The 23,244-nt window shown below is 56.8% G+C and carries 25 protein-coding genes and 1 tRNA gene; 15 read left to right on the forward strand and 11 right to left on the reverse strand.

What is annotated here, in order from left to right; all coding sequences use genetic code 11:
- Positions 1–97 precede the first annotated feature (97 nt).
- Positions 98–682 (reverse strand): hypothetical protein, encoded by a 585-nt coding sequence (locus BJ985_RS00790; protein WP_005323638.1) that lies wholly within the window; start codon positions 680–682, stop codon positions 98–100.
- A 35-nt stretch (positions 683–717) separates the two neighbouring features.
- Positions 718–1,248 (reverse strand): hypothetical protein, encoded by a 531-nt coding sequence (locus tag BJ985_RS00795; RefSeq protein WP_005323635.1) that lies wholly within the window; start codon positions 1,246–1,248, stop codon positions 718–720.
- A 98-nt stretch (positions 1,249–1,346) separates the two neighbouring features.
- Between BJ985_RS00795 and BJ985_RS00800 the strand changes: the two genes are divergently transcribed.
- The 4 genes from BJ985_RS00800 (at position 1,347) to BJ985_RS00815 (ending at position 3,557) form a co-directional block, all read left to right on the forward strand.
- Complete coding sequence (locus BJ985_RS00800; protein ID WP_005323628.1) at positions 1,347–1,907, forward strand: FtsB family cell division protein; 561 nt, start codon at positions 1,347–1,349, stop codon at positions 1,905–1,907.
- Between the two features lie 8 nt (positions 1,908–1,915).
- Positions 1,916–2,464, forward strand: a complete 549-nt coding sequence (locus BJ985_RS00805) for a DUF501 domain-containing protein (protein WP_005323627.1) — start codon at positions 1,916–1,918, stop codon at positions 2,462–2,464.
- 10 nt (positions 2,465–2,474) lie between these two features.
- Positions 2,475–3,440, forward strand: a complete 966-nt coding sequence (locus BJ985_RS00810) for a Ppx/GppA phosphatase family protein (RefSeq protein WP_005323625.1) — start codon at positions 2,475–2,477, stop codon at positions 3,438–3,440.
- Between the two features lie 40 nt (positions 3,441–3,480).
- A tRNA-Leu gene (locus BJ985_RS00815) sits at positions 3,481–3,557 on the forward strand.
- Positions 3,558–3,607: 50 nt separating this feature from the next.
- Here BJ985_RS00815 and BJ985_RS00820 read toward each other — a convergent pair.
- Positions 3,608–4,810, reverse strand: a complete 1,203-nt coding sequence (locus BJ985_RS00820; RefSeq protein ID WP_005323622.1) for an IS481 family transposase — start codon at positions 4,808–4,810, stop codon at positions 3,608–3,610.
- 387 nt (positions 4,811–5,197) lie between these two features.
- Between BJ985_RS00820 and BJ985_RS00825 the strand changes: the two genes are divergently transcribed.
- From BJ985_RS00825 to BJ985_RS00835, 3 genes are all read left to right on the forward strand, one after another.
- A complete protein-coding gene (locus BJ985_RS00825) occupies positions 5,198–5,947 on the forward strand; it encodes a Bax inhibitor-1/YccA family protein (protein ID WP_005327420.1) in 750 nt (249 codons plus the stop codon).
- A gap of 363 nt (positions 5,948–6,310) precedes the next feature.
- The gene (locus BJ985_RS00830) at positions 6,311–7,021 is read left to right on the forward strand and encodes a DUF3558 family protein (RefSeq protein WP_179386281.1); all 711 of its coding nucleotides are present in this window, start codon (positions 6,311–6,313) and stop codon (positions 7,019–7,021) included.
- Positions 7,022–7,328: 307 nt separating this feature from the next.
- Positions 7,329–8,912, forward strand: a complete 1,584-nt coding sequence (locus tag BJ985_RS00835; protein ID WP_179386282.1) for a hypothetical protein — start codon at positions 7,329–7,331, stop codon at positions 8,910–8,912.
- 43 nt (positions 8,913–8,955) lie between these two features.
- On the opposite strand, the gene BJ985_RS00840 is transcribed toward BJ985_RS00835, so the two are convergent.
- The 3 genes from BJ985_RS00840 to BJ985_RS00850 all read right to left on the reverse strand — a co-directional run bounded on the left by BJ985_RS00840 (position 8,956) and on the right by BJ985_RS00850 (position 10,388).
- Positions 8,956–9,234, reverse strand: coding sequence for a thiamine biosynthesis protein X (locus tag BJ985_RS00840; protein WP_179386283.1), 279 nt, complete (start codon positions 9,232–9,234; stop codon positions 8,956–8,958).
- A gap of 41 nt (positions 9,235–9,275) precedes the next feature.
- Entirely contained in the window at positions 9,276–9,797 is a 522-nt protein-coding gene (greA, locus tag BJ985_RS00845) for a transcription elongation factor GreA (RefSeq protein ID WP_005323614.1), read from the reverse strand.
- Between the two features lie 120 nt (positions 9,798–9,917).
- Positions 9,918–10,388 carry a DUF4307 domain-containing protein gene (locus BJ985_RS00850; protein WP_040425062.1) on the reverse strand — a complete coding sequence of 157 codons (471 nt, stop codon included), beginning with the start codon at positions 10,386–10,388 and terminating at the stop codon, positions 9,918–9,920.
- Positions 10,389–10,483: 95 nt separating this feature from the next.
- On the opposite strand from BJ985_RS00850, the gene mca reads away from it, so the two are divergent.
- The 3 genes from mca to BJ985_RS00865 are packed head-to-tail and all read left to right on the forward strand — an operon-like array spanning position 10,484 to position 12,478.
- Positions 10,484–11,374, forward strand: coding sequence for a mycothiol conjugate amidase Mca (gene mca, locus BJ985_RS00855; protein WP_179386284.1), 891 nt, complete (start codon positions 10,484–10,486; stop codon positions 11,372–11,374).
- 3 nt (positions 11,375–11,377) lie between these two features.
- Complete coding sequence (locus BJ985_RS00860) at positions 11,378–11,689, forward strand: hypothetical protein (RefSeq protein ID WP_179386285.1); 312 nt, start codon at positions 11,378–11,380, stop codon at positions 11,687–11,689.
- 12 nt (positions 11,690–11,701) lie between these two features.
- Positions 11,702–12,478, forward strand: coding sequence for an isoprenyl transferase (locus BJ985_RS00865; protein WP_150850761.1), 777 nt, complete (start codon positions 11,702–11,704; stop codon positions 12,476–12,478).
- A gap of 3 nt (positions 12,479–12,481) precedes the next feature.
- Here BJ985_RS00865 and coaA read toward each other — a convergent pair whose 3' ends face one another.
- Positions 12,482–13,408 carry a type I pantothenate kinase gene (gene coaA / locus BJ985_RS00870; protein ID WP_005327431.1) on the reverse strand — a complete coding sequence of 309 codons (927 nt, stop codon included), beginning with the start codon at positions 13,406–13,408 and terminating at the stop codon, positions 12,482–12,484.
- A 118-nt stretch (positions 13,409–13,526) separates the two neighbouring features.
- Between coaA and glyA the strand changes: the two genes are divergently transcribed.
- Positions 13,527–14,810: a serine hydroxymethyltransferase gene (gene glyA, locus BJ985_RS00875; protein ID WP_179386286.1), complete on the forward strand. Its 1,284-nt coding sequence runs from the start codon at positions 13,527–13,529 to the stop codon at positions 14,808–14,810.
- Here glyA and BJ985_RS00880 read toward each other — a convergent pair.
- Positions 14,807–15,136 (reverse strand): DUF5997 family protein, encoded by a 330-nt coding sequence (locus BJ985_RS00880; RefSeq protein ID WP_023021891.1) that lies wholly within the window; start codon positions 15,134–15,136, stop codon positions 14,807–14,809. The two genes, glyA and BJ985_RS00880, sit on opposite strands and share 4 nt — an antisense overlap.
- Before the next feature lie 71 nt (positions 15,137–15,207).
- Here BJ985_RS00880 and BJ985_RS00885 point away from each other — a divergent pair, with 71 nt between their 5' ends.
- The 4 genes from BJ985_RS00885 to BJ985_RS00900 all read left to right on the forward strand — a co-directional run bounded on the left by BJ985_RS00885 (position 15,208) and on the right by BJ985_RS00900 (position 18,867).
- On the forward strand, positions 15,208–15,882 hold the full coding sequence (locus BJ985_RS00885) for a LysR family transcriptional regulator substrate-binding protein (RefSeq protein WP_179386287.1): 675 nt from the start codon (positions 15,208–15,210) through the stop codon (positions 15,880–15,882).
- A 146-nt stretch (positions 15,883–16,028) separates the two neighbouring features.
- Positions 16,029–16,670 carry an LGFP repeat-containing protein gene (locus BJ985_RS00890; protein ID WP_179386288.1) on the forward strand — a complete coding sequence of 214 codons (642 nt, stop codon included), beginning with the start codon at positions 16,029–16,031 and terminating at the stop codon, positions 16,668–16,670.
- Between the two features lie 184 nt (positions 16,671–16,854).
- The gene (gene phoH2, locus BJ985_RS00895) at positions 16,855–18,219 is read left to right on the forward strand and encodes an RNA 5'-3' helicase PhoH2 (RefSeq protein ID WP_179386289.1); all 1,365 of its coding nucleotides are present in this window, start codon (positions 16,855–16,857) and stop codon (positions 18,217–18,219) included.
- Between the two features lie 78 nt (positions 18,220–18,297).
- The gene (locus tag BJ985_RS00900; protein ID WP_150850904.1) at positions 18,298–18,867 is read left to right on the forward strand and encodes a GNAT family N-acetyltransferase; all 570 of its coding nucleotides are present in this window, start codon (positions 18,298–18,300) and stop codon (positions 18,865–18,867) included.
- A 115-nt stretch (positions 18,868–18,982) separates the two neighbouring features.
- On the opposite strand, the gene BJ985_RS00905 is transcribed toward BJ985_RS00900, so the two are convergent.
- The 3 genes from BJ985_RS00905 to BJ985_RS00915 all read right to left on the reverse strand — a co-directional run bounded on the left by BJ985_RS00905 (position 18,983) and on the right by BJ985_RS00915 (position 23,087).
- Positions 18,983–20,620: an IS30 family transposase gene (locus BJ985_RS00905; protein ID WP_179386291.1), complete on the reverse strand. Its 1,638-nt coding sequence runs from the start codon at positions 20,618–20,620 to the stop codon at positions 18,983–18,985.
- Positions 20,621–20,901: 281 nt separating this feature from the next.
- Entirely contained in the window at positions 20,902–22,470 is a 1,569-nt protein-coding gene (locus BJ985_RS00910) for an MDR family MFS transporter (RefSeq protein WP_179386292.1), read from the reverse strand.
- Positions 22,464–23,087: a TetR/AcrR family transcriptional regulator gene (locus tag BJ985_RS00915; protein ID WP_005327437.1), complete on the reverse strand. Its 624-nt coding sequence runs from the start codon at positions 23,085–23,087 to the stop codon at positions 22,464–22,466. The genes BJ985_RS00910 and BJ985_RS00915 overlap by 7 nt, the downstream gene beginning before the upstream one ends.
- Positions 23,088–23,244 lie beyond the last annotated feature (157 nt).

Raw genomic sequence — 23,244 nt, forward strand, 5'->3', positions numbered from 1 at the left:
ATAAATCGCACACCCAATCGAATTTCTGCCCCTAGTATAAGCCGCCTTTCCGGCGTGCGCAAGGGGTAAAACGAAAAAATGTGCGAAATTCCGGGGGTTAGTAACTGAAAACGTTGTCAGCTACTGCTTCGAGTTCCTTATCGTCATATTTGTCACCGCAGGTGGCGAGGGAACCCACGCCAGCCATGTACATGGTAAAAAGCTTGTCTAGGACGGGAGAAGCCGCTGAAATTTCAAGCTTTTCGTAGACGGGAGCGTATTTCCTATCGAACTCCTCAAGGCTAGGGACGAGTTCTTCAAATGCGCTGTCGCCATGGGTTAGCAAATACTTGGCGTCGTCCAGGATTTGCTCATTCTCGCAGGCAACAGATCCAGCCTTCTTCAGCGTCGTGGCATTGACCTCGTAGCTTGTAGGGCCGTCTTCCTCTTCGGAAGCCCCAGCGCCGAACACATCTAGGTAGAAGTCCGGGATCGTGCCGTGTTCCTTTATGTGGTAAATGAAGCCGCTTTTGGTATTGAGGTCGTGCTTTCTGCTTGTGGTGGTGGGGGTTTCGCTGCTGGTAGGGCTTTCGCTAGTGGGGGATTCCGCTTTGGTGGCTGCTTCTTCTTTGTGGTCGGTCGAGCTGCACCCGGTAAGTAGGGTGCCTACGGCGGCTAGGAGGAGGAGACGCTTGAGGGGCATAGCTATTCCTTAAGTAGGGAATCTGGTTCGAAGCTCTAGCTGGAATGGATGGACTCAGCGACTTTTTCCAGTTCTTCATCGCTGAATTCATCGCCGCAAGCCATCACGGCACCGAGTGAGGTCATCGCTGCAGCCATGATCTTGTCATTGTCTGGTGCGTCATCGGGGATGTTCAGTGCCTCAAAAACATCACTGTATTTATCATCAGAGCCGCTGACTGATGACATAACAGCTTCCCCAAATTTGTCGGTGTTTCCTCGGAAATATTCCTTTGAAATGTCGAGCAACTCGTTATTCTTGCAGGTAGCTTCGCCGGCTTTCTTCACGGAATCTGCGTTGGTTTCAAAGGTCTCGGGCTGATCGTCGCCCTCGAGCTGGTCAGCATCGTGGTTGATGTAATCATCTGGCAGGGTTTTGTACTCCTTGAGATAGTCGGCCATGCCGTCTTTGGTGTTCAGGTCGTAGCCGTCACCGTAGACGGGGTATTCGCCGTCTTGGGCGGAAGGGCTGCAGCTGGCAAGGAATAGGGTTGCGGTGAGAACGGGGAGGAGGCGCTTGAGGGACATGAAACTTCCTTCCTGGGAGGGAGAATTTCTTTTAGTGTATCCAAATTGCGCGTGCCACGTCCCTGTTACAGGAGTGACGGCGCTAGGATTAGAGGCCTATGGCACGCGAAAAGAAGAGGCAGCGAAACCGGAGCCGCACTAGGGTTCCGGTGGCCTCGCGTGCTGCGGATATCCGCAAAGCTCAGCGTGCACAACTGAAGCAGAAGCAGAAGCCGGACCGGATGAGTATTGCCGGAGTGGGCGTGATCGTGGCCATCGTGCTTGTGGTCTTGTTTGCTATCGCTATTCCGCTGCGCAATTACTACCACGGCCGGTCCGAAATTGCCCGCCTCAATGAGTCAATCGCCGCCAAGCAGGATGAGAAGGCTGCTTTGCTGGAGAAGATCGATAGATATAAGTCTGATGAGTACATCAAGCAGGAGGCGCGGCGCCGATTCGGGGTCGTCGATGAGGGCGAGACCGCCTACCGCATCATTGACCCGCAGATAAAGCCGGATGACCAGCTCACTACAGATGGTCAGAAGGAAGAAGATTCCCGCGAATGGTACGAGGTTTTGTGGGATTCCGTGGCTGAGCCCCCTGAGGAGGAAGCTCCATCCGAGCAGGTAAATCATCTTCCGATTGAGCCTGCGCCGGAAGAGAATCCAGATGTGCGATAATTGTCCGCATGACCGTCACTGATGCAGATATCGCTGTAGTAACTGAGCAATTGGGCCGTACCCCGCGCGGGGTCCTGGAGGTTTCTTATCGCACGCCGGATGGGCAGCCCGCGGTAATTAAGACGGCGCCCAAGCTTGCCGACGGCACCCCATTCCCCACCCTCTATTACCTCACCGACCCACGGCTTACTGCCGAAGCCTCACGCTTGGAGGTTGCCCACGTTATGAAGTGGATGGAAGCCCGCTTGGGTGAGGACGAAGAATTGGCTGCCGACTATCAGCGCGCCCACGAATACTTCTTGGCCAAGCGCAATGACATCGAAGACCTTGGTACCGATTTCTCCGGTGGCGGCATGCCCGATCGGGTGAAGTGTCTGCATGTGCTCATCGCATACGCGCTTGCTGAAGGCCCACAGCATTTCCGGTTGGGAACTGAAGCGGTGGCCATGGCCGCCGACCACGGCAAGCTTCGAGGCACTGCCATCCCGCAGGACTGGCCCACCGTAGAAGATCTGGGAATTGACCTAGCCCAGTTCGATTTCTCTAACGCGGAATAGGAGGGCTGCTATGACTCGCGTTGCTGCGATTGATTGCGGAACCAATTCGATTCGCTTGCTCATCTCTGAGATTCAGGATGACGGCAAGGTCCGCGATATTACCCGCACCATGGAAATCATCCGCTTGGGAGAGGGAGTCGATGCCACTGGCGAAATTGCCCCTGCGGCCCTAGACCGCGCCCGCGTGGCCTTGGAAGGCTACGTACGCCAGATGAAGTTTGAGAAGGTCACCCGCGTGCGGATGGTCGCTACCTCCGCTACTCGCGATGCCAAGAACCAGCAGGAATTCTTCGACATGACCGCTGAGTTGCTCGGCCAAATTCAGCCGGGCGCACAGGCCGAGGTCGTCTCGGGCGAGGAAGAGGCTCTGTTGTCCTTTAATGGCGCCGTAGCCGATGTGGAGCCAGACCGCGGGCCATTCTGTGTCATCGATCTGGGCGGCGGTTCGACCGAGTTCGTCGTAGGCACGGCCGATGGCGATATCTTGGGCACCCACTCTGCCCGCATGGGGTGCGTCAGGCTAACCGAGCGCATTATGCGTACCGATCCGCCTACCGAGTCGGAGATTGAGATCGCTTCCGAGTACGTCGGCGAGCGCACGGCAGAAGTGGAGAAGATAGTACCTATTTCTAAGGCCCGTACCATCGTCGGCTGCGCAGGCACGTTTACCACTCTTTCTGCATTGGCTCAGGGCCTTGAGCGCTACGACGCCGATGCCATTCACGGGTCTGAGCTCCGCTTCGATGCCCTGCGCGTGCTTTTGCAGCAGCTTATTGGCCTGCCTTCCGACGTCCGCGCCCTCAACCCCGTCATTCACCCCGGCCGTGCCGACGTCATTGGCGGTGGGGCGGTAGCCGTCGAAGGCATCATGCAGCTTATCGAGCGAAATTGCGATGCGCGCAGCTTTTTCATCAGTGAAAAGGACATTCTCGACGGCATTATCGCTGGTCTGGCTGCTGAGGGTACCCCTCGTTAACTCCCGTAGGGTGGGGTGGCCTAAAATATTCCTTGCCCTTGCCCCCATAGCCCAATCGGCAGAGGCAGTCGACTTAAAATCGATTCAGTGTGGGTTCGAGTCCCACTGGGGGCACCATGTGAAGTCTCGAGACATCGTTCCGGTCGATGCCTCGAGATTTTTCGTTTTCAGTTGCCCTGTTGGGGGTCAAGTTCGTTGTCTTTCTTGTTGTAATAGATCTTTTCTTCGGCGAGTGTGTAGGCGGCGATTTGTGCCCCAGTGGTGGTTATTTTGATGCTTACGCGGTTGTCGATGCAGACCATGGTGATTGGTTCGCCGCCCCATCGGCGCCCGATGTAGAGGCGGCGTAGTTTGCCACCCCATCGCAGGGTTGTCTTGCCGTTGGTGCCTACTTTGTCAGTGCGTAGGCGGTAGTCGTGGTCTGGTTTGATGTCTGCTGGGAGAGCTTTGGGCAGTGCTGTGTAGGCTTCTGCGGGGGTGGTTCTGTTTAGGGCTCTATGGGGGCGTTTGTGGTTGTAGTATTCGATGATTTCTTTTAGCTGAGAGTTGAGTTCATCGAGACTTTGAGCTGGTATTTTGCTTGCTAGGGCTAGTTTAAGGGTGTAGTGGAAGCGTTCAACTTTTCCTTGTGTCTGGGGGTGGTAGGGTTTACCGTTTTTCTGCTTGATTCCTAGGTCTATGAGCAGTTGCTCGAATCCGTTTCGCGCGGGGTTTGTCCGGTCTGTGCTGGTTGTGAATGCTCGGCCGTTGTCGGTGAGGGTGGACTGGGGGTAGCCGTGTGTCTGGCCTGCATTAATGAAGCTTTCTATGACGTTTCCCACGGTGGCATTGTTGTAGGCACAGCAGGAGATGATGAACCGGGAATGGTCGTCCAAGATGGTGAGGATAGCTACTCGCTTGTGACCTGCGATGGTCCAGTCACTGTAGTCCATTTGCCATGTTTCGTTGGGTTGATCTGCTTGAAATCGTATCCATGAGCTGCGAGGACGCTTTTGTGGTTGGGCGATGACGTGACCGTTGTTTGCGAGCACTCGGTGGATTGTGGATGGTGCTGGTGGTGGGTCGATTCCCTCTTGCTGCAAGTGCCAGCGAATTGTATGGGCTCCGGCGTTAGTGCCGCGTTCTGTGAGGTCCTGGCGCAGTTTAAGTATGCGGTCGACAGTGCTGGGGTTGAGCGCTCGGGGATTAGTGCGCGGGCGTTTAGAGCGTGGTTCTAGGCGGTTGATTCCGCCTTCTCGGTAGCGGGCTTGAAGTGTTCGGATCCATCTGGTGCTGACGCCGAAATGGTCAGCTGCTTCGGCTTGAGTCATGCCGGTAGCAAGCATGGTTTCGATGATGATTTTTGGGCTTGGTTTTGATTTCTGCTCCATTTTTAAAGCATGGAGGATCGATGTCTCGAGACATCACTTTTTGTCGCGGCCGGGCAAATTTAACTTCAGAGTTTTCTACCGGATCGATGTAATGAGACATTAGTGCTGGTTAGACCGGAACTATCTCATAAGACATGCGGAACGATGTCTCCGAACCAGACACCACTGGGGGCACCATGTGAAGTCTCGAGACATCGTTCCGGTCGGTGTCCCGAGACTTTTCTCGTCAACAGGTCTTCACAGGGTTGATGTAGAAGTTGCACACAAAACTTCTAGCTAAATGGAAAGAATGTGGAACTTTATGGGGTGGTGTCTCGTTGAATGGGGTGAGATAGCTAATTTGCACCTCTCTTAGAAAGGACAACCGTGCGTTCAAGCAATCCGGTAATGAGTTCTCTGACCGAAAATAGTAGCCGTCAAAACTCTGGTTATGAGGACGTATCTACTCGTCCCATGACCGTGGATGACGTAGTGACCAAGACGGGCATTACCCTCGGCGTTATCATCGTCGCCGCAGCCATCAACTTCGCCTTGGGAATGCTAGTAAGCCCGGGTATTGCCATGGCCTTGACTCTGGTCGGTGGTATCGGTGGCTTCATTACCGTGCTCGTTGCCTCTTTTGGCAAGAAGTGGGGTTCTGCTGCAGTCACCCTGATTTATGCCGTATTTGAAGGCCTATTTGTCGGTGGCTTCTCCTTGATGTTCTCCAACGTCAACTTCCAGGGCGAGGGCGGCATGGCCATCATTGGCCAAGCGATTGTCGGCACGATTGGTGTATTCATCGGCATGCTGATTGTGTACAAGACTGGCGCAGTGAAGGTGACTCCGAAGTTCACCAAGATCCTTTTCGGCCTGATTGCCGGCGTTGCTGTCATGGCTCTTGTTAACTTCTTGGGCGCGATTTTCTTTGACTTCAACCCACTGCGTGATGGTGGCCCGATTGCCATCATCTTCTCGCTTGTCTGCATCGTTCTCGGCGCCCTGTCCTTCCTGACCGACTTTGATCAGGCTGACCGCATGATCCGCGCTGGTGCTCCTGCTAAGAACGCTTGGGGCGTAGCTCTTGGCCTCGCTGTGACTCTGGTCTGGCTCTACACTGAGATCCTCCGTCTGCTGAGCTATTTCCAGCGAGACTAACTGACTCTTTTGCATTGGCCCGCACTTCGGTGCGGGCCTTTTTGTTGCCAAAAATCGCTTACAAACGTGTAATTTCTGGGGTAATTCTGGGGGATAAAGTGCGGGTTTAGCCTTCATTTGGTCTACAAAACCACTCCCAGGGGTGGTACAGCTAATGAGCAGGAAATTTCGCCCTTTAGACGTTATGGATGTGACATATGGGGCAAATAATTTTGTTAAATTGCCGTTAACCTTTGCGGTTGCATAGAAAATTCTTGGGGCCTCATGCATGCTGTGTACCGGAACGGGAAATACGAAGTGAAAAGTTCTCTGTTTCACTTTTCCTGTTCCTCTCGTCAGGAAGTGAGTGCGCGAAGGATTGTTGTGAAGCGTCAGGTCACCGTAGCAACGTTGATGGTCAGCAGCACCGTTATGCTGAGTAGCTGCGTTGCGGACATCGGTACGAGGAGCGCGTCAGAGGAACCCACCAAGGTGGACGAGGCTGGCGGCATTAGTTCGGCCGACGGTGCAGGGGGAACCAACGGGGACCCGGGGGATGATGCGGACGACAATCAGGGGGAATCGGCGCACACTAATGGCGGGGAGAATGCGGACGGCGCCGGCCAACCGGGGGAGGCCGGCGCCACGGGGTCGGGAGACACTTCCGGCGTCCTACCGCCACTGGGGGAATTCGATCCAGCTCAGCCGGGGTTCCAAGTATTCGATCCTTGTTCAGAGATTTCGGAAGACCAACTGCAAGATCTTGGACTGGAGCGTTATGGTGACCCAGACATTATAGAGGCAGGTCAAAAGGGGTGTAGCTACAAGAGTGTTTCCGAAGGGACAGTTCTTTCTATTAGTTCCACATTCAAGCCATTTGAGAGTTCAAATGTAAGGCCAGACTTGGTGGTCAAATCCACCGACAGCGAATTGTCAGGAGTTCTAATTCAGCGAGGGGAAATTTTCCCGGAAATGGCTTGCACCGCAACAATTTCAACCGTGCGAGGCGTGGTAACGGTCTCGGCGAATAGCTTTGGTGACACCAAAAATAGCGCCTGTGAAAAGGCAAGCAGATTGACCAAAGACCTAATTTAAATGATTATCGGGGGATTAAATGAAAATTAACGTAGCTAATGTAGGAAGAAATATAAACCAAATTGAGCGGATGAATCAAAACATTGCCGGGAATAATATGGCTGCCGTAAGTCCGCTTACAGGTAGCTTCTCTCCGGTGACTGGCATCGATCATGTTGGTGCAATTCATGAGCGAGTTTTGAGTTCGGATCCAGGATCAGCCCGAAACTCCATTTCGAGCTTTGTAAAACAGCTGGAGTGGCTTTCTGATTCTTTGGGACGGGAAGCCCGAGGGTTTCAGGCGCAGGAGGACGCGAATAGTCGGGGAATGGAGATCGCGGATGCGGGTGGGGACATCGGTATTGAGTCGATGCCGATTATGAACCAGCCTGAGCCGGGGTACAGCCCATTTGGGTTTTCCATGCCGGTGGTGAATGTCGGAACGGACATTGTGAAGCTGGCTACGGACCTGATGTCGACGCAGATTTGGAATGTGTCTGAGGCGAATGCACGGTGGAGCTCGTTGGCGTCGGAAGTCGACGATATCGTTAGCGGGCTGCAGGAAGCAGCCGGGTCTTTGGAAGGCGAGAACGACAGTGAGGCAACGTCGAGGGCGGCGGCAAAGATTAGGGAAGTGGCGGCGTCGGGAAGCCACTTTGTAGCAAATGCCAAGGTCATGGGGGAGAAGCTGACCGGATTCCACGCCAAGCTGATGGGCATGCAGCCTACTGCAATGGCCATGGCGATGGAAGTGATGGCCATCCCGGAACCGGTTGAGCGCGAGATTGCGGAAAAGGCCGCATTGGCCGCATTGCAGCCTGACCTGCAGCGCTTCGCGGTTGAGGCAATGCCGTACCAGCACGCTTTGATGGAACAATCGCCGGCGTCGGGAGGCGGCGGTGTCGACGCGGGCCTCGCTGGCGTTGACGGTGATGGGCAGCGCTACACCACCGATGCCGTGGTATGGCCAAAGAAGATTGCGGAAGCGATAGCGCGAGGAGATTTGGGGCCGGGGAACTTCGACGTCGTCAATGGCAATGTGGACGGGCTAGAAGCAGTGGGGATGAGCCCACAAGAAATTAATGATTTTCACCAGCAGATGCATACTAGCGGCAGAAATGCGCTGGAAAAGCTGGGCCTGGGAGACCACGTAGCCATCGGCGGAAATGAAGTATCCACCCAAGGTGCATCCATGCCGGGCGTAACTGCGCCGAACGGGGCGATGGGGCAGGTTCCTAGTGGCACGGCGCATCCGGTTGCCGCAGGAGCAAATGCAGGCGCGCTTAATAACAGTGGTGCGATGGCGCCGACAGCTACAGGGCAATCCGCTACTTCTGGGATGGCGCCGATGATGGCAGCCGGAAGGCCTGCGGATGCGGGCCGCGGCGTACTCGGCGGTCAGTCGCTACGAGGCGGAATTGGATCCGCTGCAGGAAATGTAAGTGGCGGCGCCGATATTGCGCGTGCCGGAAGAGGAGCGCAGTCGGGCCTGCATCTTGGACGCGGAGCCGGAGCGCCCTACGCTGGTGTCGGTTCAGGCGTGCGCGCTGGCCATGGCAATGCACTCGGCGGTGGTGCGGGCATGCGCGCTGGTCTTGGCAGCGGTGCCGGAAACGGTGCTGGTGCGGGCATGCGGCCCGGCGTGGGTGGCGGCCTTGTTTCGGCAACAGGTGGCGGCGAAGGCGCCGCGGCAGCGCGCGGTGGCAATGCCGGCCGCTCAACCGGAGGGGCGCGAGCCTATGGTCCAATGATGGGTATGCGCGGAGGCAAAGACAGTGAGAAAAAGCGCGTAAAGTCCGTCACCACGCAGGTGGAACGGGATCCAAATAAGCGCGACCTCTTGGGAGAGCCGCCTGCTGTCGTACCCGGTGTCATCGGGGATTGGGTGCGGGAAGTGGACCCAGAAAAATAGCATGAAAAAGGGCCGAGGAAATCCCTCGGCCCTTCAATCCTTTTTACTGCTGTGGCAGCTCGGTGGCGGTACCGTTCAAGTGCGGCTGTGCCGGCTCTTCTGGAACACCGGACTCGACTACAGGTGCTTCCTCTTCAACAACGGTTTCGGGTGCGGAAGAGCTGGTCTCAGCATCCTTCTGCATCGGGGCTTCACCGGTGAAGGTGGAGGCATTTTCTACCTTGGAATCAGAATCCTGCTGGTTCGGTGGGTGGCAAGCAGCGAGGGAGAGGCCAGCGGTGAAGACCAGGCCAGTGGCGGCGAAACGGGAGAACTTCTTCATGGGGATGTGCTCTTTCTCCAGAGTGGTAAGTGGTTAAAAGTTTAGGACTCGCGTGGAGCAGCGGCCTTAGCAGAATCATACGGCGCTGCGGATTCGATGGTGACCGAAATGGTCTTGCCATTCGGAGCGGTGTACTCGCGGGTCTCGCCCTCTTGTGCGCCAAGGATGGCAGCGCCCAGCGGGGACTGTTCGGAATAGGTTTCCAGGTCCTTGTTATCGGAAGCAGCGGCGCGAGTACCGATGAGGAAGGTCTCCTTATCGTCCTTGTCACCGTTGTAGTAAACGTGAACTACGGAACCGGTGTGGGCGACGCCCTCCTGAACGGCACCGCGCTCGGTGGTGGCATTCGCAAGAACCTCAGAAATCTGCTTAATGCGGGCCTCTTCCTGGTCCTGCATCTCACGTGCGGCGTCGTAACCGGCGTTCTCCTTGAGGTCGCCTTCCTCACGGCGCTCGTTGATCTCAGCCGCGACTACTGGGCGGTGGTCGATGAGCTCCTGCAGCTCGGCCTCGAGCTTTGCCTTGGTTTCCGGGGTGATGTACTGCTTTTGCTGCTCAGCCATTCTGCAACCTTCCGTAGATAGGAATTGTGGTCAAAGCCCCTGCTAATCCCTGGGGCTATAAGTAAAAGTGGAACCGGGCATATGCCCAGTTCTAGGCGCTACAAATCCTAGCACACGCGGCTAGCGGCTTTCCGCGTAGTCAGGACTATCCATATCCAAGTATTCGGGGATGTTGCCGGAACAACCATAGGCCCCGCCGGCTACGGCACGAGCGTTGGTCGGGACGTCGACAGCGATGCGCTGGGTTTCGTTTCCGCCCGCGGGAACAGGGAATTCGCGGCGGCCTACTTCGGACTTGGAGTAGTCAAAGGCCTGGACAATGCAATAAGCATCTTCATCGGTGTGATTGCGGGTGACATCGACCCAAACGCGGGTGGAATCATCGCTCAAAACCTCCTGGGTCACGATGGACACCTGTGCGTTCACGCGTTCCTTTTCTTGGAAGTACCGGAATCCGAAGAAAATAAGCGCGATAAAAATGGCGACAAAGATGAGCACCAGCGCCTTATTAGTCCAGCTACCAGAGTTCTTTTCAGAGGAGCCGCGGGAGCCGTAGCGGGCGACTGAGCGAGATTTTCCGGCGGAAGTCATGGCTTCCACTCTAGCCGAGGACCACTGTTTTCCAATTATCTACTAGGATAATCATCTGTTCAAAGAACCTAGATTAATAAGGGGATGGATTTTCAGTGAGCGATTTTCGCCTACTAGCGATCCACGCGCACCCAGACGATGAATCATCCAAGGGTGCTGCAACCACCGCGCGCTATGCCGCAGAAGGCAATGAGGTTTTGGTGCTAACTTGTACCGGCGGCGAGCGCGGCGATGTGATTAACCCCGCCATGAATCGCCCGGGAATCAAGGAAAAGATGGGCGAGGTGCGCCGGGAAGAAATGGCTAATGCTGCGCGGGCGCTGGGCGTGCAACATCGCTGGCTGGGGCACGTCGATTCCGGATTGCCGGACCCGGTTGAAGGCAAGACTATGGAGGAATTGCTGCCGGAGGGCTGTTTCGCGTTGCTGGGCGATGACACCGTCGCGCAGGAATACGTCCAGGTTATCCGCGAATTTCGTCCACACGTCATTGTCACCTATGACGAAAATGGCGGCTACCCGCACCCAGACCATTTGATGGTGCACCGGGCTTCCATGATCGCGTGGGAGAAGGCGGGCGATGCCGAGTATCACCCTGAGCTGGGTAAGCCGTGGGAGCCGCTGAAGCTGTACTATTCGCACGGCTTTGTTTATCAGCGCATGAAGATGTTCCATGATCTGCTCCTGGAAGAGGGTAATACCAGTCCTTATGGGCCAATGTTGGCGCGTTGGGACACCGCTTTTGGCGATATCATGGCGCGTGTCACCACCCAGGTGGAATGCGCGGATTACTTCAGCAATCGCGAGGAGGCCTTGCGGGCGCACGCCACGCAGATCGATCCGGCGGGTGCCTTCTTGGCGACGTCGGTGGAGGTACAGCAGCGCCTTTGGCCCACCGAGGAGTTCGAGCTGGCGAAGACTCGCGTTTCTACCTCTCTGCCCGAAAATGACCTCTTCGCCGGCATCGAAGAGGAAGAGGAGGCCTAAGACATGAGCATGTATGGCTCTTTCGTGTTTGCCGCACATGACGTATTTGTACTCGCCCAAGGAACCGAGGGTGCCGAAGGTGGCCCAATGGGCCCTGAATTTGGCAAAGCTTCGCCCATCGGCCTGCTGATCCTGGCGCTTATGGGAGTTGCGGTGTTGTTTGCGGGCTGGAATTTCCATCGCCGCTACTCACGCTTTCGCCGCCGCATGATGTTTGCGGAGGATCACGGAATCGATCCATTCGATGAGGAAGCCGTGGATAAGGCGATGAAGGAAGCCGGCATTTACGATAACCGCAAGAAGTCCATTTTCTAGGCGGATAGACTAATGAGCGTGAGTTCTCTCAAGCAGCTGGCCTACCCAGCATATGAAGCCCGTCTGGCGCGCCTGATCAAGGGAAAGCCGCAGCCTAAGCACATAGCCATCATGGCCGACGGCAATCGTCGGTGGGCGCGTGAGGCTGGTTTTACCGATATCAGCCATGGTCACCGCCAAGGCGCGAAGAAAATCGGAGAGATGATCTCGTGGTGCCGCGATACCGATATCGAAGTGGTCACCATTTATCTGCTGTCCACGGAGAACCTGAAGCGCAGCGAGCAGGAAGTAGAGCTGCTCTTTGACATCATCTCGGACGTGGTTACGCACCTATCTCATAGCGACGTCGGCTGTCAGGTGCGCTTGGTTGGCCACCTCGATCTGCTCCCGGACGATATTCGCCAGCGCATGGTGACGGCGGCGGCAGAAACCAAGGACAATACCGGGGTCATCGTCAATGTGGCGGTGGGCTATGGCGGGCGCCAAGAAATCGTGGACGCAGTGCAGAACTTGGTGCGCGCGGAAGCAGAGAAGGGAACTACCGCAGCGGAGATGGCGGACCGCGTCACCGCAGAGTCCATTGGGGAGCACCTGTACACCAAGGGACTACCGGACCCGGACTTGGTTATCCGCACCTCTGGTGAACAACGCCTGTCGGGCTTTCTCCTGTGGCAGGCCGCGTACTCCGAGATCTGGTTCACGGATACTTACTGGCCAGCATTCCGCAAGGTGGACTTCCTCCGCGCCTTGCGGGATTACTCCCAACGTTCGCGCCGCTTTGGCAAATAGGCTCTAGAGCTTGCGCATCCGCACCTGTTCTACCAGGTGATGCGAGCCCTTTTTCAGCACGAGGGAGGCTCGCACACGGGTGGGCAGGATATTTTCCACCAAGTTCGGCAGGTTAATGGACTGCCAAATTTCGCGGGCCTGGTCGCGGGCCTCCTCATCGTTCATGTCTGCAAAGGCAGAGAAGTGGGCGTTGGGCTCGCGAAAAGCGGTGTGGCGCAGAGTAAGGAAGCGGTCGATATACCACTGCTCGATATCGTCGGTGCGGGCATCAACGTATACCGAGAAATCAAAGAGGTCCGCCACGGTCAACGTGGGGCTCGTTTGTAGTACATTGAGCCCTTCCAGAATAAGGATGTCGGGCTGGTGAACTTCTTGATATTCCCCGTCCACAATGTCATATGAGATATGGGAATAAAGCGGCGCCTTGACCAGAGGCTTTCCTGATTTTACGTCCGTGACAAAGCGAAGGAGTGCGCGCCGGTCATAGGATTCCGGAAAACCTTTGCGCTGCATGAGGCCGCGTTTCTTGAGGGTTTCGGTGGGGAAGAGGAAGCCGTCGGTTGTCACGAGCGCGACCTTGGGGTGAGACTCCCAGCGTTGCAGCAGCACCTGAAGGAGGCGGGCGGTGGTGGATTTTCCCACTGCCACGGAGCCGGCCACACCGATGACAAAGGGAACGTGCGTCGGAGGGTTGCCTAAGAAGGATTCGGTAGCCGTGGTGAGCTGCTGGCGTGCCATGACCTGCATATGGATGAGGCGGGAGAGGGGGAGGTAGACGTCAGCTACCTCGTCTAGGTCGATGCGGTCTCCTAGGCCGCGAAGCTTTTCCACCTCGGTTTCCGTGAGCACCTGAGGCATGGATTTACGCAGTTCACGCCAGGTCTCGCGGTCAAAATCTAGGTAGGGACTCGAATCCAATGTGCGCGCCATGGCTCCATTGTTGCACTTGCATAATCTGCGGGTAAAAGTATGCCCCCTTAGGGAGCATGGCACGATAAGATATGCAGCATCCCATACCGCTTGATTTTGAGAAGGGGACCACACCTTTATGGCTTCTTTTACCTCTGACCTCCGCGACCTCGATCCGGACGTATTCGGCGCAATTCAGGGAGAGATTTCCCGCCAGCGCGAAACCCTGGAAATGATCGCCTCTGAGAACTTTGTGCCTCGCGCCGTGCTCCAGGCACAGGGCTCCGTGCTTACCAACAAGTACGCCGAGGGCTACCCGGGGCGCCGCTACTACGGTGGATGCGAGCATGTCGACGTCGTGGAGGACCTAGCCCGCAACCGCGCTAAGGAGCTCTTCGGTGCGGAATTCGCCAACGTTCAGCCGCACTCCGGTGCACAGGCGAACGCAGCGGTGCTTTCCACCATCGCTGAGCCGGGCGACAAGATTTTGGGCCTGTCCCTGGCTCACGGCGGCCACCTTACCCACGGCATGAAGTTGAACTTCTCTGGCAAGCTTTATGATGTCGCTGCCTACGAGGTGGATCCGGACACCATGCGTGTGGACATGGATAAGCTGCGTGAGCAGGCGCTGAAGGAAAAGCCGAAGGTCATTATCGGCGGCTGGTCTGCCTACCCGCGCACCATGGATTTCGCGGCCTTCCGTGAAATTGCTGATGAGGTCGGCGCTTACCTGTGGGTAGATATGGCCCACTTTGCTGGTCTCGTGGCGGCCGGCCTGCACCCGAGCCCAGTTCCTCACGCGGATATCGTGTCCACCACCGTGCATAAGACCCTGGGTGGCCCGCGCTCCGGCATGATTTTGGCCAAGCAGGATTATGCCAAGAAGATCAATTCCAACGTCTTCCCGGGCCAGCAGGGCGGACCGCTGATGCACGTGGTCGCTGCCAAGGCTATTGCTATGAAGATTGCCGCTACCGAGGAATTCAAGGAGCGCCAGGAGCGCACCTTGGAGGGTGCTCGCATTCTGGCAGAGCGCCTTACCGCAGAAGATGCCAAGGCGGCTGGCGTGGACGTGCTGACCGGCGGCACCGATGTGCACTTGGTCTTGGCGGACCTGCGCAATTCTGAATTGGATGGACAGCAGGCAGAGGATCTGCTGCACGAGGTAGGCATTACCGTTAACCGAAATGCCGTGCCGAATGACCCGCGTCCGCCGATGGTCACCTCCGGCCTGCGCATTGGTACTTCTGCGCTGGCAACCCGCGGCCTCGATGCCGAGGCCTTCACCGAAGTTGCAGATATTATCGGCACCGCCCTGGTCCAGGGCAAGAATGCCGATGTGGAGGCCCTGCGCGCTCGCGTGGACAAGATTGCCCAGCACTACCCGCTGTATGAGGGCCTCGAGGACTGGAAGCTGGTTTAGTCCTTCACCTCATGGCCACGGGCCTGCGCCATGGTAGCGCGGGCCTGCTGAAGCCATTCCGGCTGCTCTTGGAGGAGCTGATTGATTTCCGCTGTGGTCAGCGGCTTATCCATATCGTTCTTCTTGAGCGCGGTAACAGAGATTCCCAGCTTATGGGCAACCTCGGGGCGGGGGTGGGGCCCTTCGCGGCGCAAGGTTTGCAGCCACTCGGGTGGGTTATGCTGCAGTTCGCGCAGCTCTTCGTGGCTAATGGCACTATTTTGAAACTCGTCCGGCGCGGCGGGCAGGTAGATGCCTAGCTTCTTCGCCGCGGTCTGGGCACGCATGGCGGTGCCGGATGGTTGCTTTTGTTCTTCAGTCACGCTTTTACCGTAGCACTTTCAGTAGACTGTCCTCTATGCTGCGCTTAGCTTTTGCCACGGGTACAGAACCTGGAAAGTGGTTCCGCCGATTCGAGGAAAATACTGCTCATGGTGGCTTGTCCACCATTGATGCGGACGATGCGCTTGCCCCGCTGGTAGCCGGCGAGGTGGACCTAGCTCTCGCGCGCTTGCCGGATGCGCGGGTGGATGACACCTTTCACGTGGTGCGACTTTATAAAGAGGCCCCTGGCATTGCCGTTCCCAAAGACTCGGTCTATGCGGAGGTGGGCGAGGAGCTTGCGCTTGCCGACGTCGCCGATGAACACCTCAACTACCGCCTCGCCGATTCCGGGCTTGTCGATGTCCCCGCCGTCCGCGACGCCTTGCAGGTAGTGGCGGCCAACGTGGGTATCGCGATTGCGCCGCGGCCCCTGCTGAAGATCCTGAGCAAAAAGCAGGTGGTGCCGTTGGGCCTTAAGGACGAGTCCGTGCCGGTGACGGAGATTGCATTGGTGTGGCGCAAGGACGATGACGGGGAAGCAATTCAGGACTTCGTGGGCGTCGCTAAGGGCCGCACGGCCCGTTCCTCCCGCCAAGAGAAGCCGAAACGCAGCGCTAGGGAAAAGGCGAAGGCGAAGCAAGCGCGGAGAAACGTTAACAATTCGTTACAAAAGAAAAAGAAGGCTCCTAAGCAGCGCAAACGTAGGTAGACCTTTACTGTTTGCTGTCTACTTCCTGTCTGAGCAGGTGGCGCCAGCTGGGAGTCGTCGTTACGGTGGTCGTTGTTCGCCATAAAGGGCGATTTAACAATAATTTTAGAATTAACTTACTTTCTCGATGAAAGGATGATGCAGTAATGCAGAAGATGACCCGTCGTATCGCAGGTGGCTTTGCAGCCGCAACCCTGTCCGTTGCTCTCGTAGCGTGCTCCGATGCTGAGGATGCAGCTAACGACGCTAAGGATACCGCCGGCTCCGTAGCGGCTGATGCTTCCGACGCTGCTGGCTCCGCCGTTGATGAAGCTACCTCCGAAAAGGATAAGGACGCGGAATCCTCCGAGTCTGAGGGCGCGGATGATTCCGAGTCTGCGGACTCTGCGTCTGAGGATGCTGATTCCAAGGACGGCGACACCAAGACCGTCTCCACCGCCAACGGCGACAAGGAGGTTCCGGCAGCTCTGGCGTCTGCCATCGAGGAGAAGAAGGCTGAGTGGGGCGACGTACAGAGCGTAGAGTCTTCCGATAAGGGTTCTTTGGCAACCTTCGACGGCGGCAACCTGCTGGCTATGGCCAAGGGTGGCGATGAGGCTCAGCCAATCGTCGGCAAGATCGCTGAAACCTGGAAGGAGCAGGGCGGTCTGGATGCAGAGGTAGGCCTGCCTAAGGCTGCCGAGGAGAAGGCTACTGAGGGCAAGGGCTGGACCCAGCAGTTCGACAATGGCGTTATCTCCTGGCTCCAGGATGAGAGCGGCAAGTTCACCTCTTCCGTAGAGAAGTAAAAAGCTCCTTTAGAGCTTCTCCCTCTGCAGCAAGTGCTGCGGAGGGATTTTTCGTTTTCTTAATGTTCATCTTGCACCCATGTAATTTCAACCTTCGGTGCCTACTTTGGGTGGCAACCCCGGGGATTCGGGGTCATTCGGAAGAAGTCTGATCTACCGCACACTAAGGGAGAACCCTGCCACCATGTCTCGTCCCTCTGTACTTTCTACTCCGCTTGCCACTACTGATAACACCGTCGCTACCAAGACCTATGTAGTGGATACCTCGGTCTTGCTTTCTGACCCTTGGGCCCTGCGCAAATTTGCAGAGCACGATGTGGTCCTTCCCGTTGTAGTTATTTCTGAACTGGAAGGAAAACGTCATCACCCGGAGCTTGGCTGGTTCGCCCGCCAAGCTCTTCGCTTTTTGGAGGAACTGCGCGCTACCTATGAGGCCTTAGACCAGCCGGTCCCCGTTAACGTCGATGGCGGTACCCTGCGCGTGGAACTGAACCATCAAGACCAATCCTTGCTGCCTACCGCATTCCGCGGGCCAGAAGGTGACCACCGCATCTTGGCGTGCGCGCTTAACCTTGCGCACGAGGGGAAGGACACCGTGTTGGTCACGAAGGACGTGCCGCTGCGCGTGAAGGCCGGGGCGGTAGGCGTGCAGGCAGATGAATATCACGCCCAGGACGTAGTCTTGACCGGCTATACCGGAATGGCGACGGTGCAAACCAGCTCGGATGTCATCGATGCCCTTTATCGTGATGGGGAAGTCATGCTAGACGGCATCGAAACTGAAAAGGGTACCGCCGTGGAGGACCTGCCGGTGCACTGCGGCTTGACCTTGGCTGCGGGTGCGCAATCCGCGCTGGGGCGCATGAGTGCTGATGGCGTGGTCGAGCTTGTACGCGGTGATATCAATGCCTTTGGTCTTCAGGGACGCTCCGCGGAGCAGCGTATCGCTTTGGATTTGCTGATGGACCCAAACGTAGGGATTGTCTCCATCGGTGGCCGCGCCGGCACCGGCAAGTCGGCACTTGCGCTGTGCGCCGGTTTGGAGGCGGTGCTCGAGCGCGGCGAGCACCGGCGCATTGTGGTCTTCCGCCCAATGTATGCGGTTGGCGGGCAGTCCTTGGGGTACCTACCGGGCACCGAATCGGACAAGATGAACCCGTGGGCGCAGGCGGTCTATGACACTTTGGAGGGTCTTGTTTCTGAAAACGTCATGGAAGAGGTGCACGAGCGCGGCCTCATCGAGGTCTTGCCCCTGACGCATATTCGCGGTCGCTCGCTGCATGATGCCTTCGTCATCGTGGACGAGGCGCAGTCCTTGGAGCGAAACGTCCTGCTTACCGTGCTTTCCCGGTTGGGGAAGGGCTCGCGAGTAGTACTTACTCATGACGTTGCTCAGCGCGATAACCTTCGCGTGGGTCGCCATGACGGAGTCCAGGCAGTGATTGAAAAGCTCAAGGGGCATGAGCTATTTGCGCATATTACGCTGCAGCGTTCTGAGCGCTCTGCCATTGCGGAGCTCGTTACTGACCTGTTGGAAGGCGGCAACTAGGCCAAGTTCGTTCGCGTTGGGCGATCTTTATGTGTACAGCGTGGCGAAGCTGGGCAAGTCCCAGTAATAATGTTGTATATGAGCGAGAACGCTAAGCAGACGTCTTCGGACGATAAGAAGAAAGATTTCCGCATCCGCCCCTTCACCGCGGCGGATTACCCGCAGATGCGAGAGATCTATGAACAGGGGCTCAACACTGGTCACGCCACCTATGAGACCCGATCCCTGACCTTTGAAGAATTCAAAGCCGGCAAGATCATGCCTTCGGTGCATGTGGCCGTTGAAGCAGATGATGATTCTAAGGTCTTGGGGTGGGTTTCCGCGGCACCGGTATCTACCCGCACCGTCTTCCACGGAGTAGTGGAAGATTCCATCTACCTAGGCACCGAGGCACAGGGCCGTGGTATCGGCGGCGCACTTCTGGATCGCCTGATCGAGGTGTGTCAAGACCTACACAAGTGGGCTATTCACTCGTGGATTTTCCCTGAGAACGCAGGTTCTGCGGGGCTGCATAAGTCGCGCGGCTTCGTGAAAGTGGGCACCTACTCGCATATGGCGAAGATGACCTACGGCGAGCTTGCGGGCCAGTGGCGCGACACCGACGTATATGAGCTGCTTTTGCCCAAGCCGGAGGAAAAGAAGCGGTAGCTTCCCCGGCGCATACTAGCCCCTGCTCGTACCACACTCGTGGTAACGATGGCAGGGGCTTTTTGTTTAGGCCTTAGAACCAGGCGGATTCTAGGGGTCGTTGCAACGATGATGGTTAGTTTGGTTTGATGCTACCGGTTTGTGTGAGGGCGTTGGTCATGACTTCGGCTGGGGTGCGCCAGTTGAGTGCTTTGCGTGGTTTGTGGTTGTGAATGTTGGCGATCATTTCTAGGTCCTCGGCGCTGTAGATGGACAGGTCGCTGTTTTTGGGAAGGTTTCTTCTGAGCCTGCCGTTGGTGTTTTCGTTGCTGCCGCGTTCCCATGGTGATCCTGGATGGCAGAAGTAGATGGGAATGTCAGTGGCCATGGTAAAAGCTTTATGACCAGCCATTTCGCTTCCTTGGTCCCAGGTAATTGATGACCAGATAGCTTTATCGATTCCTGTAACTGCCTTGTGCAGGGCTGTGAATACTTCTTTGCTGGTATGCCTTCCCGGTAAGTGGCCAAGGACAACAAATCGGCTAACACGTTCTACTAGCGTGATTACCGCTGATTGGTTGTTTTTACCGAGGATGAGGTCGCCTTCCCAGTGGCCTGGCAAAATACGTTCACTTACCTCATCTGGCCGGTCGTCTATGAGGATCATGTCGTCGACGAAGCGTTGCTGGGCAGGTGTGCTGGAGCGGGTTTGGCGTTTCTTGCGTTTCTTTCTACCGGTCGGCAAGTCCAGGCCAAGGTCTTTGAGTCTTCCTTTGGCCTGCAGGTAAAAGGCGTCATAAATCGTTTCGTGACTAATGCGCATGTCCTTATCAGTGGGGTAGTCGATGGGCAGGCGATTAGAAATCTCCTCAGGTGACCATTGTGCCCGCAATTGTGCGCATACATAGTCCCATAGTCTTTTGTTGGCTAGTAGTTTCGGTATTTTCGGCCGCAACCTCCGCGCACAGGCCTTTAACTGGGCTGTTTCTGCACGATACGGGCCTTGAGCACTGTGGTTTCTGCGTACTTCACGCTGAATTGACGATGCACTTCGCCCTAAACGGCGCCCAATCTCACGCAGTGGCACATCTTCGCGGAGAAGATCGGCGATGATGACGCGTTCTTCGAAGCAAATGTAGCGATTGCTGATGCGTTTATACGGATCTACCCCGCTAGGTAAGGCGGGAGGGGCAAGCCTTCCGGATTCGATGACATCATGGCGTTGGCGCAGCGCTTTCATAAGTCTGTTATACGTGCTGGCGTCTTCGCCGACGGGTATGAACTCTTCTCGTCGACCCTGGGATTTGGTGAGTCCTTTTTCGAAATCTAAACGCAGTCGACGATCAATTCCTACTGCCGTGCCAGCATCACCACCAGGCAGGCTCGCCAGCCGAAGGCGCAGGTATTCCACTCTTAACTGCGTCTGGCGGACTTTCCGAGCATACTGACTTAACCGGATATGGCACCCAGCTTCCGTAGCTACGGCATACGCAGCGGTAAGATGCATCCCACATCTTTTAGCAGCTTGGCGTACCGACAGTCCGCTTCGGACTAGCTCTACAAGCTGGACAGCCTGGCTGCCGCGGCGATCAACTCGTTTGGCTTTATACACGACTGGCAATCCAAAGGCATGGCAAAAATTCAAAGCATGCCCGTAATGACAGCCAAGCTCACCAGCCGCCGAACGGACACTACGCCCACTGCCAACCAAGGCAACTAAGCCACGACGATCCGATTCAGACAACGAATGAAACGGGCCAACAACCCCAGACACAACAACACCCTCCTAAGGGAAAGTGTTGCAACGACCCTCTGAACTCAAGCCAGGGGAGCGGCAATAAAAATGCCCCGCCTAGGGCGGGGCATATCGGCCCACCGTGCGCGCGGGCTTGCGCCACACTTCGATGGGACCGGCCTGGATTTGTAACGCCGCTTGGAGGCCGCCGGGGGCATAGCCGAGGGCGGATTCAATGGGGGCGTCGGCAAGCGGGAATGCATCGCGCAGGGCGTGCAGCTCCCGGCTAGTGGCCTGTATTTCTGCAGGTGAAGGTGATATTAGTCAATCGTTTCCTTCAGCCGCTCCTCGCGCAGTGGCAGGAGGAGGATGAGGGCGACGATAACCAGCGGAACCATGAGGGCGATGACCGGGGTCAGTCCGTCATTGTAGGAGTTGAGGATTGCTTCCTCGATGGGCTTGGGGAAGGACGCAACCAAATCCGGGGTGAGGCTATTGGCACCGCTATTGGCGTCGCCGAACTTCTCCGCGTAGGCGGCGCCCTCCGGTCCCATCTTCTGGAAAGCCTCTGGCAAGCGGGTGGCCATCTCATCCTTCATATTGTGGATGAACATGGAGCCAACCAGGGAAGCACCCAGTGCGGAGCCGATCTGGCGGAAGAAGTTATTCGCCGCGGTAGCCGTACCCACCTGGGACAGCGGGAAGGAGTTCTGGACGATGAGCACGAGGACCTGGATAACCATGCCCAGGCCGATGCCGAAGACGAGGAACTCGCAGCCCAGCTGCTTCAGGGAAGTCTCTACGGAGAGGTGGGACATCCAGAACAGGGCGCCGGCGGTAATCGCCAGGCCGATGATGGGGTAGACCTTGTAGTGGCCGGTGCGGGCGATGATAAAGCCCACGCCAGTGGAGGTGCCGATAAGGCCAACCATCATCGGGATCATCATGAGACCCGCCTTGGTTGGGGTCAGGGTGTGCACCATCTGCAGGTAGGTAGGCATGTAGCCCAGAACACCGAACATTGCCAGGCCAAGTACCACGCCGGAGAGGGTAGTCAGGGCCATGTTGCGGTTCTTGAATAGGCGAACCGGGATGAGCGGTTCTTTAGCGCGCAGCTCCACAAAGACGGTGATGATGGCGCCGATAATGGTGATGGCACCCAAGGTGAGGATCATGGAAGAGCCCCACTCGTACTCGGTGCCGCCCCAGGTGGTCATGAGGATAAGGGAGGCGGTGGTGATGGCGATGAAGGTGGCACCTAGCCAGTCAAAGCGCTTCATATCGGCATCACCTACGCGCAGGTGCAGCACGAGGGTGCACACGATAATGGCGAGGATACCCAGCGGGATGTTCATCCACATGCCCCAGCGCCAGCCTGGGCCGTCGGTGAACCAGCCGCCGAGGACGGGGCCGAGAACCGAGGACAGGCCGAAGACGCCGCCCATGATGCCCATGAACTTGCCGCGCTCACGGGAGGAGGTGACCTCGGCGATGATGGACTGGGAGGAAATCATCATAAAACCTGCGCCAAAGCCCTGCACAGCGCGGGCGATGATCAGCAGTGTCATGGAGTTTGCAAAGCCGCCGAGGGTAGAGCCCACGACGAAGGTGGCGATACCACCGATGTAGAGCCACTTGCGGCCCAGCATGTCACCCAGCTTGCCGGAAATAGGCATGGCGATGGTCATGGTGACAAGGAAGGCGGAGATGACCCAGCTCATGTGGTCGACGCCGCCAAGCTCACCAACGATGGTGGGAAGAGCAGAAGAGAAGATCATTTGGCCCAAAGAGCTCATCAGCATGGTGAGCATCAAAGCCGAGAAGATAAGCCCGAGGTTATCGGCTCGGGACTGGCCCTGCGTGGGGGCCTTAGTAGCCGTATCTACCATCGCATTCCTTTCATAAAATCTGTTATTAGCGTGAGGGAGGTATCGAGTCGCGCGTGGAGGTCCTTGCTGCAATCCGCATCGGGGGATGCCATCGCGAGCCAAAGTGCCTCGCGGACGAGGCCGGCGATGAGCATCGCCTCGGTACTTGCGGAGCAGTTATCGAGGACGCGAAGCTCCGGTTCTGTGGTGAGGCGTTCTTCAATGAGATCGATAAGCTCAATGGACTTTGCCCGCTTCCGGCTTATTGCCGCCGCGGCCGCATCCGGATCATTAGAGATGCGCTTGCGGCGGTCCCGGATGGTCGGGTTGATGTGGTGGCCTTCCATGTGTTGCCTGACCAACTGGAGGACGAGTCCCACCATGCTGGTCGTTGGTTCCGTGAGGAAGAATTCCCGCATCTCCTCCGTAAACTCGGTGCTTGGAGCACCTAGTACGGCGGATTCCTTGGAGTCGAAATAATTGAAGAAGGTGCGCCGAGAAATACCGGCTACTTCGCAGATCCTCTCAATCGTGACCGCGCTAAAGGATTGTTCATCCACCAGCTTCGTGGCGGCATCCTCAATGCGCAGGCGCGTCTCGAGGCGCTTCTGCTCGCGTAGTGATAATTCTTCTTGCACGCCATGCAACTTTACACTCGGTGCAAACTTGCACCAAGTGCAAAAGTGGTGATTTTAGAGGTGCGTTTTCCCTAATGTGTGCTATGCCATAGCGCTTGCCGACGCCCCCTTACCCCAGACATGCGAAACCCCGCCCGAGTCCTGCCCGGGCGGGGTG

This window comes from Corynebacterium tuberculostearicum (genome assembly GCF_013408445.1).
GTDB classification, from domain to species: domain Bacteria; phylum Actinomycetota; class Actinomycetes; order Mycobacteriales; family Mycobacteriaceae; genus Corynebacterium; species Corynebacterium tuberculostearicum.